This window comes from Nocardia araoensis NBRC 100135 (assembly GCF_000308435.1).
Classification (GTDB): Bacteria; Actinomycetota; Actinomycetes; order Mycobacteriales; family Mycobacteriaceae; genus Nocardia; species Nocardia araoensis.
Genome location: NZ_BAFR01000174.1, coordinates 129,382 through 143,238, shown reverse-complemented (window position 1 = coordinate 143,238; position 13,857 = coordinate 129,382). Strand labels below are relative to the sequence as shown.

Sequence of the window (13,857 nt, the reverse complement as noted above, 5' to 3'; positions counted from 1 at the left end):
GCTCGGCCGGACAGTTCACAGCAACTTCTAAGAAAATACGCAGCAATCGTCTGAGCTGAGGATTTTCGGATCGCTGAACCGGCCACGCCCGTGGCGCGAACAGGCCAGCGTACAACGCGCTCGGATATGTCTGCGTTTCTCATTTCGGGGAAGAATTGCCAAGCCTGGGAAGGTGCATACTTAGCGGTATGAGGGATGGGTCACGCGCTACGTGAGCGCATAATCAGTCTTCGCACCAGATGATTCTCCGCCGTGCTGCCGGGTGTTGGCGGAGTCGTAACTCTGTCTTCGTTTCCGGCGCCTTATTTGACTTCAGTGAGCCGACTTCAAACGGAGGAATCTGTGCTACCACACGTGACCGTGATCCACCGCGTACGTGGTGTCGATGTTCCGTATACCGAACGTATCGATCACGTTGGCAATCTGGTCACCTATGTCTGTGCGAGCGGGCTGCTGGACGGGATACCCGAGCAGGCGGCGGCGGTCACGGTCCTCGACGGGGCGACTCCGGTGCACGATGCGGTGCGCGATCTCGCGGCGCGGTTCGGCACACCGGAACGCATTGTCGCACTGCACGAGTTCGACCTCCTGGCAGCGGCGGAACTGCGCGCGGAATTCGGTATCCCCGGCGACCGGGCGGACTACGTCACCCGGTTCCGCGACAAACTGACCATGGCCGAGGCGGTCGCCGCCCGAAACGTTTCCGTGCCCGCTTTCCGCGATGCTCCCGACCTGTCCTCGGTCGCGGAATTCGCCGCGCGATCCGGTTTCCCGATCATCGTCAAACCGCGATTCGGCGCCGGCAGCCGCGATGTGGTCAAGGTGAATTCCGAGGCGGATCTGACCGCATTGCCCGACCTCGCTGCGGAGCCATTCCTGGTCCAGGAATTCTGCCCGGACGAAGTCGGCGCCATAGACGGCGTGTGGACGGGTTCAGAACTCGGGCCGTGGCGGGCTTCGAAATACCTCGGAACCTGCCTCGATTTCGCCAACGACGGGGAAAGCCTGGGTTATGTCGAGGTCGACGATCCCGTATTGATAGGTACATTGACCGAGTTCGCAGACTCGGTTCTCTCTGCGCTCAGCTCGGGCGTCCCGACGGTATTCCATCTCGAATTCTTCGTCGGCGACGAGGGCGATTCTCCGCGGGTCCAGTTTCTGGAGGTCGCGGCGCGCGCGTGCGGTGGGCAAACCACCCACATGTGGCGCGAGGTGCACCGATACGACCTGCTCGGCGCTGCGGTCGACATCCAGCTCGGCCGGACGCCCGCCACGCCGCCGCTCACCGACGGCGAGGTGGTCGCCGAACTGCTCATCCGCCCGCCGGTGGCGCCGCCGTGCCGGGTGGTGGACGTGCACTGGGCGGTTCCGGACGCACACGCCCCCTATCACTGCTCGATTCCGCAGGTGGGGTCGGTGATCACCGAAACGTTCGGCTACGCCGATATCGGTGCGGCATTTCGCATTCGCGGGAAATCGACGGCGGAAGTGCTGGAATCGGTGCGGCGCACCGTGAGCGGGTTCCGAATGGTGTGCACGGCGCTCGATTCACCTGTCGCGGCGGCGGTCGCCTGATCTGCTCGGACTTGTCTGTCGTGTCTCGGCTTTCCGTAGCGCTACCGCCGCCGGGTCCGCAGCGCATGCTGGCCCTGATCACCGCGGCATCCGCTGTCTCCAGCGGAATCTATTTGTCCACCGTGGTCCTGTATTTCACCAGGATCGTGCGCATTTCGCCGATGCGCGTCGGTGTTGGACTCAGCATCGCCGGAGCCGCCTGCGTGGTGGGCGGGGTACTGGTCGGCAAACTCTCGGATCGGCATGATCCGTTGCTGGTGTTGCGCCGCAGTCTGATCGTGGCGGCCGTAGCCACGCTCGGATTCCTCGCGGTCGACGGATTCGCGATGTATCTGCTCGTCGTCCCGGCGGCGGCCGCCGGGCAGGCATGCGTGCAATTGCTGACCACGGCGATCATCACCAAGATCGTCACCGAGCGGGCCAACGAATTTCGTGCTTATACGCGGTCGGTGCTCAATGTGGGCATCGCCGTCGGCATCGGTCTGTCCGCGCTGGCGGTGCAGTTCGACTCCGCACTGCTCTACCGCACGGCGATCGTCGTCGGCGCGATCTTCCTGGCCCTGGCGGCCCTGCTGGTCGGCCGGCTGCCCGCGCTGCGACCCGCCTGCGCCGAGTCGCCCGGCGGCCGGAGCCGGTGGGCGGCCCTGCGCGACCGGCCGTATCTGGCGTTGACGGCGCTCGACGGTGTGCTGTCGCTGCAATACCGCATCCAGTCGGTCGCCATTCCGTTGTGGATCATCGGCGCCACCACGGCGCCGCGCTGGTCGATCGCCACGCTGGACATGCTCAACATCGCCATCGTGGTGCTGTTCCAGGTCCGCGCCAGCAGACGCGTCCTGGACGTGCCCGCGGCGGGTGCGGCGCTGCGGCGCTGCGGTTGGGCGTTCCTGGTCGCCTGCGTCCTGTTCGCTTCCGCGCGCGGCCACGGCGGCTGGATCGCGGTGCTCATCCTGGTCGCGGGCGGCGCGATCCTGAGCGTGGGGGAGCTGTGGCAGACGGCGGGCGGCTTCGAAGCGTCGAACCTGCTCGCCCCGCCCCGTGAGATCGGCGCTTATCTGGGCGTTTTCAGCATCGGCCTGCGTATGGCCGACACCGTCGGCCCGGCGCTGCTGGCCTGGTTGTGCGTCGATGTCGGCGTCGTCGGCTGGTACGTCACGGGATTCGTCCTGCTGGCCGCCGGACTGTTGTCTCCCCTCGTCGTCGCTTGGGCCGAGTCGACCCGCGACAGGTATCTGGTGCTCGCGGCCAGATGAGCGACGTCATCGCGGCGGCAGGGCCGACGTTCGCCGAACGGCCACGGCTGCGCTCCGGCGCGGGCCGGTGGATCATGGCCGCCGCCGTGCTCGGTTCGGCGCTGGTCTCCCTCGACACCACCGTGGTCAATCTCGTCGTGCCGCGGATCGGGGCGGACCTCGGCGCCGACATGGTGGGCCTGCAGTGGGTGGTGAGCGGCTACACGCTCGCCCTGGCGTCGCTGATCCTGGTGGGTGGGGCGCTGGGCGATCGGTACGGTCGTCGCGCGGTATTCGTCTGGGGCAGCGTGGTCTTCGCGCTGGCCTCGGCGTGGTGCGGTGTCGCGCCGGACGTCGCGACGCTGGTGGCGGCGCGAGTGGTGCAGGGGGTCGCGGGCGCGCTGATCACGCCGGGCAGTCTCGCGCTGATCGCGGCGTCGCTGGATCCGCGTGATCAAGGCGCGGCGATCGGCATGTGGTCGGGTCTCGGGGGAGTGGCCGGCGCGGCCGGGCCGATCGTCGGCGGCTGGCTGGTGGAACTGGCCGGATGGCGCTCGGTGTTCCTGATCAACGTCCCGTTGGCCGTGGCCGTGGCCGTCGTGTCGATGCGCCGCGTCCCGGAGTCGCGGGATCCGTACGCGCCGCGGCGGCCGGATCTGCTCGGTACGGCGGTGGTCGTCACGGGCCTGGTGGTGCTGACCTACGGCTTCATCGCGGGGCAGGTGGGGATGCAGGCGGCTGGTGCGGTGCTGGTGGCCGTCTTCGTGATCGTGCAGACCCGTGTCCGCAACCCGCTGGTGCCGCCCGCGCTGTTCCGGTCGCGGCAATTCACCGCGGTCAATCTGGTGACGTTGCCGGTGTATGCCGCCCTGGGGTGTGTGCTGTTCCTGCTGCTGCTCCAGTTGCAGATCGTCGCCGGGTATTCGCCGCTCGTCGCCGGAACCGCGACGATCCCGATCACCGCGATCATGCTGCTGTCGTCGGGCTGGATCGGGCGGTGGGCGCAGCGGCACGGCGCGCGCCTGCCGATGACCATCGGCCTGCTGCTGTCCGCCGCCGGAGTGATGTCACTGGCCGGAATCAGTGCGGACGGTTCGTATGCCACCGCGGTGCTGCCCGGCGTCCTCCTGCTCGGCGCGGGCATGGCGGTGTTCGTGGCTCCGTTGACCGAATCCGTCTTCGCCGCGGTGCCGACCGAGGAGGCGGGAATTGCTTCCGGGGTCAACAACGCGATCGCCCGCGTCGCCCAGTTGCTGGCCATCGCCGCGATTCCCGGCCTGGTCGGCATCTCCCGCACGCCGCTCACCGACGGCATCGCCTTCGGTGCGGGCTATCGCGCGGCCATGTGGATCTGCGCCGGTCTGTTCGTCGCCGGCGCGATGCTCGCCGCGGCACTCATGCCTCGACCGGCAACCGACGCGGTGGCCGCCCCGCCGTCAGGGAAGTAGCCACAGTCGTTCACAAGGCAGCCGACGGTATTCGATGCTCGGATCGCCGACTTCGAGCGCCGATACTTCCGGACAGTGACTCTCGGCCCACTTTCGCATCAGGTTTCGGACTGCTGTTCGACAAGCTATGTAGTCGAATACACCGGCAGGTCCGGTAAACCTGATGTGGACATCCGGCTCGCGGGGAAGCGGGGATTCCGCTGAAGAGGTACGCACCTGTCGTCACGCAGCTTCCGGTCGGCTACTCCGCATCCGGACCGCTGGTCTTCCCGCAGGGTAGGAGTGCGTTGACAACCCTGGCGGAACGATCATGGTCGGGCTGCTGGCCGGTGATGAGCCCGAGGTAGGTATAGGACTCCATGACGCGGACCAGTACGTACGGAAGATCTTCGGAAGGGATCGACGATTGCAGGCGACCGGCGGCGGTCTCCTCGCGGATGATCTCGGCGATCAGTTCGATCAGTCGGGCCTCGAAACCGGACGCCTTGGTTGTCAGCAGGCGCAGGGCCAGTTCGCCCTCGCGGTCGATGAAGCGCTGCATGCCCGGATTCGTGTTGACGGCGCGCATGGCCTCGTTCATGACGGCTGCGGCCGGGGACTGACCGGGCACGGCGGGGGGTCCGGAGTGGCAGTGGGCCTTCCGCGAGCGGGCGAGGGTGGGTTCGATCAGTGACCAGAGAATCTCGGTGAGCAATTGGTCGCGGGATCCGACCCAGCGATACAGGGTGGCGCGGTCCACGGCGAGACCCTTGGCCAGCGCTTGCATGTCCACACGGTCGCCGGCGAGGAAGGTTCTGCGGGCTTCGCGGAAGGCGTCGAGAGCGGTCGGACGTGACGTCGCGGTGCCGTCGAGATGGCGCCGCAACGGTGTGTCGGCGGAGCGGGGGGCCTGCCTTGCCATCCTGCGCACCTCCCTGCGGTTGTCTCGAAATGCATGCCGACCAGCACAGTATGCAACATTTTGGAGAAACATTGCAATACGGCTACGGATCATCATTTTGGTGCAACACTGGATTATCCGCCCCTTCGGCCTCCTGACCCGAAATCCGGTGGCATGAGCGGATCTTCGAGCACAACCGTGCAGGTTTGAAGGGACAACCGCCGATCTGACGCATTTGGTCTCGGCGGCTGCGCTGCAAAGTCACATGTCAGGTCACGCCGTGCAGGCGAGCGCGTCGAAGCGGTGGCGGAAGTGTTCGGCGTCGTCGCCGTGGGTGTGGGTGGCGGCGACGCGTACCGGGCGCAGTTCGGCCAAGAGGCGTGGGGAGTTGACGGGGCCTTCGAGGAGGGTGAGGGCGGTGTGTGCTTCGGTGATGGCGGAGGTGGTGTCGCCGAGGCCCGCGAGGGCTGCGGCGTAGTAGGCGCGGTAGGACGCTTCGTCACGCGGACGCTGGGTGCCGCGGGTGCCGATCGTTTCCCGGTAGATGCCCACCGCCCGGTCGTGCTGACCCAGATAGACCCGGCCCCTGGCCTCGATGGACCGGATCTCGAACGGCGTCACGTGGTGCAGCCATACCGGCTCGTCGACATCGTCGAGCCCTCGATCGACCTCACGCCAGGCGCGCGTCATCGCCCGATCGAAGTCCTGTCGTTCGCCGATCGCCGCATGCGCCACGGCCTCCCGCGCGGAGCGAACGGCATTCAGCCGAGCCGACGGGATCCGGCGAGCAAGGTGACTGGCCCGCTGTGCCAGCCGCACCGGTTCTCGGCTGGTCGGCCGGTCTGTGGTCAGAAACGTCAAGCTGGCCAGCGCATTGGCGAGCAGTTCGTCGTTGTCGGCCTGCTCGGCCATCAGCACCGCTTCGACGTAGCACCGCCGGGCGACGGCTGGGCGACCGGCGTCCAGACAAAGCCAGCCCGCGCACCGAGCGAGTCGGCTCGTCTCGGCCAACAGCCGCACGCCGGTTTCCCGACCATAGGTGCCGTGGTCGAGCAGGCGACGTGCCAAACCGTATTGACGAAGCGCGAATTCGGCGATGTCCCCGCCGCCGAAGTGATTGTCGTGCTGCCACATGCGTTGCGTCAGCGTCCGCAAGTAGTCGACATGGCTGGACCCGACTCGCGTCGGCACCGTGGTCGCCGGAGCGCTCGCCGCCAATGTCGTGATCGTCGCAGCGAGGCCGAATTGTCTGCGGTCCATGTCGTCGGCTCCTTCACCCCCATCTTCGATGGTCCTCGGATCGGCCGGACCCAGCAAGATTGGAAGCAATGCGGTGCGCGGCACGCCCAGCGCGTCGGCGGCGCGGACCAGTTCGCGAATGTCGAAGATGGTTCCCACTTCTCCGCGTTCCACCCGTCCCGCGTGGGTGCGGTCCCAGTGCAGCAACGCACCGAAATCGGCCTGCGACAGGCCCATTTCCTTGCGGACGAGAGCCAGGGCGCGCCCCGGTTGTCCTTCGGCGAGCAACTTGCGGAATTGCGGCGACTCCCATACGCCGTCGATCTCGTTGTCCCTCACCTTCGGCCCCCTGACTCGAAATTCGAAGTTATGAGCGGACTTTAGGGCACGATCGCGCAGGTGGGGAGGGACAACCGCAGATATCGCGCACTTGGTCTCGTGCGCTTGACAGCGTGGTGATGTCCCTTCAGTTCCTCGAGGCTCGAGGTGCGCGCGCCGCCGGGGTGATGCCGTGCGGGCACGGCACTCCGGACGCGGTGAGCCGCGAGCGGTGGCGAAAGCCCCCGGCGGCGGGCGCTCCCATCGAACGAGAGGTGATCATGAAGCCGAAAGTGGTCGGGTACCTGCGCCGCGACATCTCCGGGCAGCGCACGCGCAGGCACGAAATGGAAATCCGGGCGCTGGCGAAGGCGTCGGGCTTCGACCTGGCACGAACGCTGGTCGCGGGCCCGACCGCACCCGCTTCGCTCGCCGCGTTGCTCACCGTGGTCGGTCGCGTCGGTGCGTTCGCGGTGATCACTCCCGCGCTCGACCATGTGGAATTCCGTGCGGACGAGATCATGGCGGTGTGCGCGCTGATCACTCTCGAATCGCGGCACGCCCCGCCGCGTGGTTTCGCTCGGCGTCCGCCCTCCGCGCCACACCGCGGCTTTTCCGGGCCGCGCGCGTAGTCGATCGAAAGCACTTCCGCTCTCGCTTCGTCGCGCGGTCGCTGATACCCGAATCTCGCGGCCCGCGAGAGCGCGAACCCCACCGCGAGAAACAGACCGTTCGGTAGTAGGTTGCCCTTCATGAGACGTCGACATCCGGCCGGAGCCTCGCTCCGGCCGGATGCCGGGCCGCTGCCGGGCGGTTCGTCGCAGGTGAAGGTGAGGGTTCATGGCCGAGTACACGCCGACTCTGGTCGCGATCTATGACGTCGGTTATTCGCCGGAACGCCGAGTAGCCGAATTCAGGTTGGTTCCTGGCGGGGGCGTGACGCTCACGGTGACCGATCGTGACGGATGCCCGATCGCCGAAAGGTTGTACGAGCGCGGTGTCAAAGTTTTCGACCCGCCCGGGCGAATAACGCCGGACGAAGGTCCGCACTTCCTGCGCGCGCTGCTCGACGTCCACGGGATGAGCTATTACCGCGTCGTCGATGAAACCCCGGACGAGCCGAAGCGACCCGGCGTCCACACGCCTTGGTCGGCGCCGCCCGCACCGGGTTCGGATGGCGCGGCCCCGCCGCCCTCTCGGTGAAAGACGCTGTCACCCCTCTACTTCGCAACATCACCCGGCGCTTGACCAGAACCCTCGATCTGGGCACCCAGACCGCGGCGGGCACCTACCGGCGCACCAGCCGCACACTGGACCTCGGCGCTCGCGAGTTCCGGGACGTCGACGAGCGGTCCTCGCATCTGGTGGAAGAGGCGCGCACCCAGGTGCGGCCGCATCCGGCGCAGGTGGCTCGGCAGCGAACGTGGGACTACCGGCCGAGCGCGACCGAATCGGCGATGAGCGCGCGTCGGCTGACCACCGATGTCGGGTTCGACGGTGATATGCGAGAAAAAGCGCTGAAAAGCTCCACGACAGTGCAGAAGATGCTTTCCGACGACGGTGAACTCAACGTCTACAAACCTATCCACGGTGAGCAATACGACGCGGGATTGCCCTTCGTACACGCTCCCGGCGCGCTGACGAGCCGGGAGATCGCGGCATATCGGGTCGATGAACTACTCGGCTTCGGCCGGGTGCCTCCGACGGCTCGGACGGACGGCGTGATCGGTCCCGACGGAAGAGCGTCCGGGCCCGGCATGATCCAGCAGTTCGTCGAGTCCAAGCCCGCCCGGCCGGTGGGGGAGTATCCGAAAACGCAGCAACAGCAGGTCGCAGTGCTCGACTACATCATCGGTGCCATGGATCGGCATCCCGGCAACTATCGCACCGTGGAACGTGACGGGCAGCTGGAAGTGGTCGCCATCGACCACGGTCGATCGTTTCCGCTGTCGACCCGACCGCTGGAGATCAATATCGATTCCGATTTCGTCATGGCGCAGAAGGGTGAGCGCCTCGAAGGGGATGTGCTCCGCGCGGTCCACGGCGTGGATATGGACCGATTTCGAGCGGCGCTCGGAGACGCCGGTCTGCACGAGAACGCCATCAACGGCGCGGTGACCCGGCTGGAGAAAATACGCGAACTCGGCATGATCCCGGCCGACGCCAGGGTCTTGCCACCATGATCCGCTGGATCATCCGGCCTGCGGGTGCGGGCGTCGTTCGATCGTGTTCCGCGCCCGCGCCCACACTTCCTCCGCTTCGAATTCGGCGGCCTGCCAGGAGTCGGTGGCCAGACCGACTCGGCCGCGCCACTTCCGCATGATGTCTGCGTGCACCGGCCAGCGCACGAACCGTCGCATGTCCTGCTCGGTTTCCCACACCGAGATGGAGCCGCCGCGCGACTCCGACGGCCGGGCCCACAACCACAGGCCGACCGCGCCGTGCATCACCGGCCAGTTCCGGCCCAGCCGCATTCCGGTCTTGTAGATCGCCTGAACGTCCTCTTCGGACGCGGCGAGGAAGTCGGTCACGCTGACGAACACCGGACCCCGGGTGTCGTGTCGCGGCCCGGCTTGCCAGGGCATGAGCATGGTCCCGGTGGAAAACGGCTGCTCATCCGGCCCGCTGGGCTGGTCGTCGGATCGGTGGAGTGCGTCATTTATCTGCATGTGCAGATGATAAGCAGGAGCATACTAAATTGGCAATCCCGCGGGCCTCTCCGGCGGCGACTCGAGACCTGACGGCAGGCGCACGGGCGCAGCCGTCTCGGGAGCGAGGCGTCCGTCGACCATGCGGTAGACCGCGTCCATCCGGTGCAGGTGGGTGCGGTCGTGGGTGACCAGGAGGGTGGCGGCCGCGTGGTCGTGGGCGACCGACAGGATCAGGTCGATCACCGCCGCGCCGCGTTCGGAATCCAGTGCGCTGGTCGGCTCGTCGATCACCAGCAGGGACGGAGCGTTCATCAGGGCGCGGGCGATGTTCACTCGTTGCCGTTGCCCGCCGGACAGCTGCGCGGGGCGCTTGTCGCGCTGGTCGGCCAGGCCGACGGAATCGAGCAGAGTCAGTGCCCGGTCGCGACGTTCGCGGCGTCGGCGGCGCGAGGTGACGATCCGTTGCCCTAGATGCGCCATGACTTCGATCTGCTCGACGGCGGTGAGCGCGGGGATCAGATTCGGCTGCTGGAAGACGATCCCGATGGACGAACGGCGCAGTGCCGCGGCCTCGCGCCGACTCACCGTGGCGAGATCGACCGGCCCGTCCGATGTTTCGAGCCGGACGTGCCCGGAGTCCGGGCGGGTCAGGGTGGCGGCCACGGCCAGCAGGCTGGACTTGCCGGAGCCGGATGGGCCGGTGATGGCGGCGATCTCGCCGGAGGAGACGTGCAGGTTCACTCGGTCCAGGGCGGTGAGGCGGCCCGCGCCGTCGGGGTAGGTGAGCGTTACGTCCGCGAGGGTGAGCGTGGTGGGTGTGGGCGTCATCTGGAACTCCAGTGCTGTGGGCTGGCGGCGCGGTGGGTGCTCGCCACCGCGAGTGATCCGCCGCGATCGGTGGTCGGGAGAGCGGGCGCCGTAGTTCAGCGGCTCGCGCCGAGTGCGGTGAGCGGGTCCGCGGTGAACAGGAAGCGCAGGGCGAATGCCGCTCCGAGCAGGCCGAGGAGGATCAGAGCGGCCGAGGGGAGCAGTGTGGTGGCCGGGCTCAGCACGAACGGCACCGCGTCGCCGAGCAGCGCCGCCGCGGCGACGGTGATGCCCAGGCCCGTCGCGATACCGGCCGCGAGCACGGTCGCGGCTTGGAGTAGGGCGTCGCGGACGAGCGAGCCCGAGGTCGCGCCCAACGCCTTCAGCACGGCGATATCGGGCATCCGCTGGATGGTCCACACGGTGAAGAAGGAGCCGATCACCAGCGCGGAGATCGCGAACAGCAGGACGGTCATCAGGGTGAGCGAGCCGTTCTCGGCCTGGTAGGAGCCGATCGCCGAGCGCGCGCCGGACAAGTCGGTGGTCCGGGTGTGCGCGGTGGCGTTCGCCGCTTGCGGATCGGTCGCGCCCGATACCGCGAGCACGGTGGCCGCGCCGGAACGCGGGTTGAGCGCGCGCCAATCGGCGAGCGTCATCCAGACCACGGGCGTATGGCTGTACCAGTCGTCACCGCGCACGGCCGTCACGGTGAAGGCGCGTCCGCCGATCGCGACGGAACCACCGGGCACGGCATCGAGATCGGCGGCGGCGCCGGTGCTGAGCAACACCGTGCCCGCCTCGGTCGCCGAGCGGTTGCCGAACGCCGCGTCCGTGCCGAACAGAGCGACCTGCGCGGGGGCGCTGCCGTCACTGACGGCTTTGCCGCGCGCGATGCCGACCGGCGCCACGTCGACGGTGGCGGCGCGCCAGGTCGCGATCTGGTCCTCGGTGAGAACGGACGCGTCGAACGAGGGATCGCCGCCGGTGTCGGCGAAGACGACGGTGTCGCCGGGCAGTGACTCCACGGCCGAGACGTTCTGGTGCGCGAGTCCGGCCGTGAGCCCGCTGAGGAAGCTCACCAGCACCGCCACGAGCGTGACGACGAGGGTGATCAGTGCGAACCGGCCACGAGCGGCGCGGAGGTCTCGGAGTGCGACGAACATGTCTCCACGCTCCCGCCGCAGTGGCCCGTTTCCATCGCGCCGGGGAAGGAAGCGCGGGTGCGCGAAAGTCGGCGGTGGTTTTCCACCTTTCGATGGATGCCCCGGCGATAGCCGTACATAAGCTGGCACGGTGCACTCGTCGCCCCTGACCCCGGTTTTCACCACGTTGCGGCTCGGCCTGCACGTGCTGATGACGGGCTTGGCGGTGGTGGTCGCCGTGCGCGGGGTGCTGCCCGGCGCCGCGCATCCGGCCGCGACCGTGAGCCTCACCGCGGCTTTTCTCGCGACCTACTTCGCCGGTGCGGCGTTCACCGGACGACGGCGCGCGATTGTTGTGTGGCTCGGCGCGCTGACGGCGCTGTGGCTCGGGCTCGTCGTGCTCGCGCCGGACGCGGGTTACCTCGCGTTCGGCCTGTTCTTCCTGTACCTGCACCTGCTGCCGCGCCCGTGGAATCTCTGTGTCGTCGCCGCCGCGACCGCCGTGGCGGTGGTCGGCTTCGGCCTGCACCGCGGCTGGTCGGTGGCCGGCGTCGTCGGGCCGGTGATCGGAGCCGCCGTCGCGGTCGGCATCGGGCTCGGCTATCAGGCCTTGTTCCGCGAGGCCGCCGAACGTCAGCGGCTGATCGACGAACTGCTCAGCGCGAGGGCGACTTTGGCCGAACGGGAACGCACGGCGGGCAAGCTCGCCGAGCGCGAGCGGCTGGCCGCCGAGATCCACGACACGGTCGCGCAGGGGCTGAGTTCCATTCAACTGCTGCTGCACGCCGTCGAGCAGGAAGCGCCGGATCACCCAGCGCTGCAACGGATCCGGTTGGCCAGGGAGGCGGCCGCGGAGAACCTCGCCGAGACCAGGCGGCTCATCGCCGAGCTGGCTCCCGCCGCGCTGGAGGGGCAGTCGCTGGCCGAGGCGTTGGAGCGGATCACCCGGCGCGCCGCCACGCCCGGCCTGAACGCGCGGTTCGTGGTGGAGGGGCAGCCGGAGCGGCTGCCCATGCCGATCGAGGCCGCGCTGGTCCGGATCGCGCAGGGCGCGGTCTCGAACGTCATCCGGCACGCCGGTGCGGGCCGGATGCGCGTGACGCTCACCTACGCGGACGACGCGGTCCATCTCGACGTGGTCGACGACGGCGTCGGCATCGCTCCCGAACTGCTCGAGCGCAGCCCGTCGGGATCGTTCGGGCTGGCCGCCATGCGGTCGCGGGTACACGAGCAGGGCGGTGTCATGGCGGTCGAGTCCGAGCCGGGGCACACGGCGGTCACCGTGTCCTTCCCGCTCGACACGGTCCCGGGCTGCGCCGAATCCGAGCCGGAGGAACGCGGCGCAACGGCAACGCGAGGCACGCAGTCGCGCGACCTGGGCGCGGAGGGTCGCGCGTGATCCGCCTACTGCTCGCCGATGACCACGCGATCGTCCGCGCCGGATTGCGCGCGTTGCTGGATGTCGCCGACGATGTCACCGTCGTCGGCGAGGCGGCCACCGCCGAGGCCGCCGTCGCGTTCTGCGCGACCACGCCGGTCGATCTCGTGCTGATGGACCTGAGTTTCGGGTCCGGCCGGTCGGGAGTCGAGGCGACCGCGCGGTTGCGCGAGTTGCCGAGCCCGCCGAACGTCCTCGTGGTCACCAACTACGACACCGACGCCGACATCCTCGGCGCGGTCGAGGCGGGCGCGTGCGGCTACATCCTCAAGGACACACCGCCCGCCGACCTGCTCGCCGCGGTGCGGTCGGCCGCGGCGGGCGACAGCGTGCTCTCGCCCGCGGTGGCGTCCAAGCTGATGACCAGGGTGCGCCGCGCCGACACCACGCTGAGCAGGCGCGAGATCGAGGTGTTGCGGCTGGTCTCCGACGGACGGTCCAACCGTGAGATCGCCAGACAGCTGTTCCTCAGCGAGACCACCGTGAAGTCCCACTTGGTGCATATATATGGAAAGCTCGGCGTGCGCTCCCGCACCTCCGCGGTGGCGCGGGCCCGTGAGCGCGGCATGCTGTGACGCGGACGCGCGGCCGGGTCGGCGATATCGCCGCCGCTGGAGGAGCGGCCGTTCTGCACTGACGCCGATGCGCGGCCGATCGACTACTGTGACCGGCATCGGATTTTCTCTCTTCGGGGGTTTCACATGCTGATCTGGGGCTGGCAGAAGCGTATCCACACGCTTGCCATGATCACCTTGATCTGCGGCCGCTGCGGCAATCCCGCCGCGCACGCGCTGCGCAAACTCGTCACCAAGTTCACGCTGTTCTTCATCCCGCTCTTCCCGCTCAGCACCAAGCATCATCTGGATTGCACCTGGTGCGGCGCATCGTCACCGGTCGCCGGACCGCAGGTCGCCGACCTTCTCGCTCGGGCCGACGCCGAGTCCTCCGCCCAGTACCAGCAGCCTCTCGCAGGCGGCCCCGGCGCGCAGTGGCCCCAGCCGCCCGCGCCCAACCAGCCCGACGCCAACTGGCAGCGCTGACCCCAGCGACGTCCCGTCGCGTGTCGACCGCCCGGCCTCGGGCGCGTGCGGATCGCGGCTCCCATTCAGCGTGGTCGATGCCTGCGC

Annotated in this window: 14 protein-coding genes; 9 read left to right on the top strand and 5 right to left on the bottom strand. The window is 68.3% G+C overall.

All coding sequences use genetic code 11. The annotated features are described in order from the left end of the window. Nucleotides 1-354: 354 nt before the first annotated feature. Genes ON21_RS24640 through ON21_RS24630 form a run of 3 tightly spaced genes read left to right on the top strand, consistent with a single transcriptional unit; the run spans nt 355 to nt 4,255 of the window. Nucleotides 355-1,575, top strand: coding sequence for an ATP-grasp domain-containing protein (locus tag ON21_RS24640; RefSeq protein WP_051021302.1), 1,221 nt, complete (start codon nt 355-357; stop codon nt 1,573-1,575). Between the two features lie 20 nt (nt 1,576-1,595). Continuing rightward, nucleotides 1,596-2,828 carry an MFS transporter gene (locus ON21_RS24635; protein WP_157170951.1) on the top strand — a complete coding sequence of 411 codons (1,233 nt, stop codon included), beginning with the start codon at nt 1,596-1,598 and terminating at the stop codon, nt 2,826-2,828. Further along, the gene (locus tag ON21_RS24630; RefSeq protein ID WP_051021300.1) at nt 2,825-4,255 is read left to right on the top strand and encodes an MFS transporter; all 1,431 of its coding nucleotides are present in this window, start codon (nt 2,825-2,827) and stop codon (nt 4,253-4,255) included. The genes ON21_RS24635 and ON21_RS24630 overlap by 4 nt, the downstream gene beginning before the upstream one ends. A gap of 241 nt (nt 4,256-4,496) precedes the next feature. Here the strand turns inward: ON21_RS24630 and ON21_RS24625 are convergent, their stop codons facing one another. Then, on the bottom strand, nt 4,497-5,156 hold the full coding sequence (locus tag ON21_RS24625; protein ID WP_051021299.1) for a QsdR family transcriptional regulator: 660 nt from the start codon (nt 5,154-5,156) through the stop codon (nt 4,497-4,499). A gap of 252 nt (nt 5,157-5,408) precedes the next feature. After that, a complete protein-coding gene (locus ON21_RS36050; protein ID WP_051021298.1) occupies nt 5,409-6,713 on the bottom strand; it encodes a helix-turn-helix domain-containing protein in 1,305 nt (434 codons plus the stop codon). Nucleotides 6,714-6,826: 113 nt separating this feature from the next. Here ON21_RS36050 and ON21_RS24615 point away from each other — a divergent pair, with 113 nt between their 5' ends. From ON21_RS24615 to ON21_RS24605, 3 genes are all read left to right on the top strand, one after another. Then, nucleotides 6,827-7,324 (top strand): hypothetical protein, encoded by a 498-nt coding sequence (locus tag ON21_RS24615; protein WP_051021297.1) that lies wholly within the window; start codon nt 6,827-6,829, stop codon nt 7,322-7,324. 208 nt (nt 7,325-7,532) lie between these two features. Then, nucleotides 7,533-7,895, top strand: coding sequence for a hypothetical protein (locus ON21_RS24610; RefSeq protein WP_039801290.1), 363 nt, complete (start codon nt 7,533-7,535; stop codon nt 7,893-7,895). Nucleotides 7,896-7,936: 41 nt separating this feature from the next. After that, nucleotides 7,937-8,875: a protein kinase family protein gene (locus ON21_RS24605; protein WP_157170950.1), complete on the top strand. Its 939-nt coding sequence runs from the start codon at nt 7,937-7,939 to the stop codon at nt 8,873-8,875. A gap of 9 nt (nt 8,876-8,884) precedes the next feature. On the opposite strand, the gene ON21_RS24600 is transcribed toward ON21_RS24605, so the two are convergent. The 3 genes from ON21_RS24600 to ON21_RS24590 form a co-directional block, all read right to left on the bottom strand. Next, complete coding sequence (locus ON21_RS24600; RefSeq protein ID WP_157170949.1) at nt 8,885-9,361, bottom strand: hypothetical protein; 477 nt, start codon at nt 9,359-9,361, stop codon at nt 8,885-8,887. A 24-nt stretch (nt 9,362-9,385) separates the two neighbouring features. Further along, a complete protein-coding gene (locus ON21_RS24595) occupies nt 9,386-10,171 on the bottom strand; it encodes an ABC transporter ATP-binding protein (RefSeq protein ID WP_051021295.1) in 786 nt (261 codons plus the stop codon). A gap of 95 nt (nt 10,172-10,266) precedes the next feature. Then, entirely contained in the window at nt 10,267-11,313 is a 1,047-nt protein-coding gene (locus ON21_RS24590; protein ID WP_039801285.1) for an ABC transporter permease, read from the bottom strand. Nucleotides 11,314-11,443: 130 nt separating this feature from the next. Here ON21_RS24590 and ON21_RS24585 point away from each other — a divergent pair, with 130 nt between their 5' ends. The 3 genes from ON21_RS24585 (at nt 11,444) to ON21_RS24575 (ending at nt 13,770) form a co-directional block, all read left to right on the top strand. After that, on the top strand, nt 11,444-12,691 hold the full coding sequence (locus tag ON21_RS24585; RefSeq protein ID WP_083880857.1) for a sensor histidine kinase: 1,248 nt from the start codon (nt 11,444-11,446) through the stop codon (nt 12,689-12,691). Beyond that, complete coding sequence (locus ON21_RS24580) at nt 12,688-13,305, top strand: response regulator (protein WP_039801283.1); 618 nt, start codon at nt 12,688-12,690, stop codon at nt 13,303-13,305. The genes ON21_RS24585 and ON21_RS24580 overlap by 4 nt, the downstream gene beginning before the upstream one ends. A 126-nt stretch (nt 13,306-13,431) precedes the next feature. Continuing rightward, nucleotides 13,432-13,770 (top strand): zinc ribbon domain-containing protein, encoded by a 339-nt coding sequence (locus ON21_RS24575; protein ID WP_039801281.1) that lies wholly within the window; start codon nt 13,432-13,434, stop codon nt 13,768-13,770. Nucleotides 13,771-13,857 lie beyond the last annotated feature (87 nt).

Bases quoted from the DNA above. Each gene is read 5' to 3' on its own strand.
- ON21_RS24590 (WP_039801285.1), bottom strand. From the start codon at position 11,313: ATGTTCGTCGCACTCCGAGACCTCCGCGCCGCTCGTGGCCGGTTCGCA.
- ON21_RS24630 (WP_051021300.1), top strand. From the start codon at position 2,825: ATGAGCGACGTCATCGCGGCGGCAGGGCCGACGTTCGCCGAACGGCCA.
- ON21_RS24575 (WP_039801281.1), top strand. From the start codon at position 13,432: ATGCTGATCTGGGGCTGGCAGAAGCGTATCCACACGCTTGCCATGATC.
- ON21_RS24600 (WP_157170949.1), bottom strand. From the start codon at position 9,361: ATGCAGATAAATGACGCACTCCACCGATCCGACGACCAGCCCAGCGGG.
- ON21_RS24625 (WP_051021299.1), bottom strand. From the start codon at position 5,156: ATGGCAAGGCAGGCCCCCCGCTCCGCCGACACACCGTTGCGGCGCCAT.
- ON21_RS24610 (WP_039801290.1), top strand. From the start codon at position 7,533: ATGGCCGAGTACACGCCGACTCTGGTCGCGATCTATGACGTCGGTTAT.
- ON21_RS24595 (WP_051021295.1), bottom strand. From the start codon at position 10,171: ATGACGCCCACACCCACCACGCTCACCCTCGCGGACGTAACGCTCACC.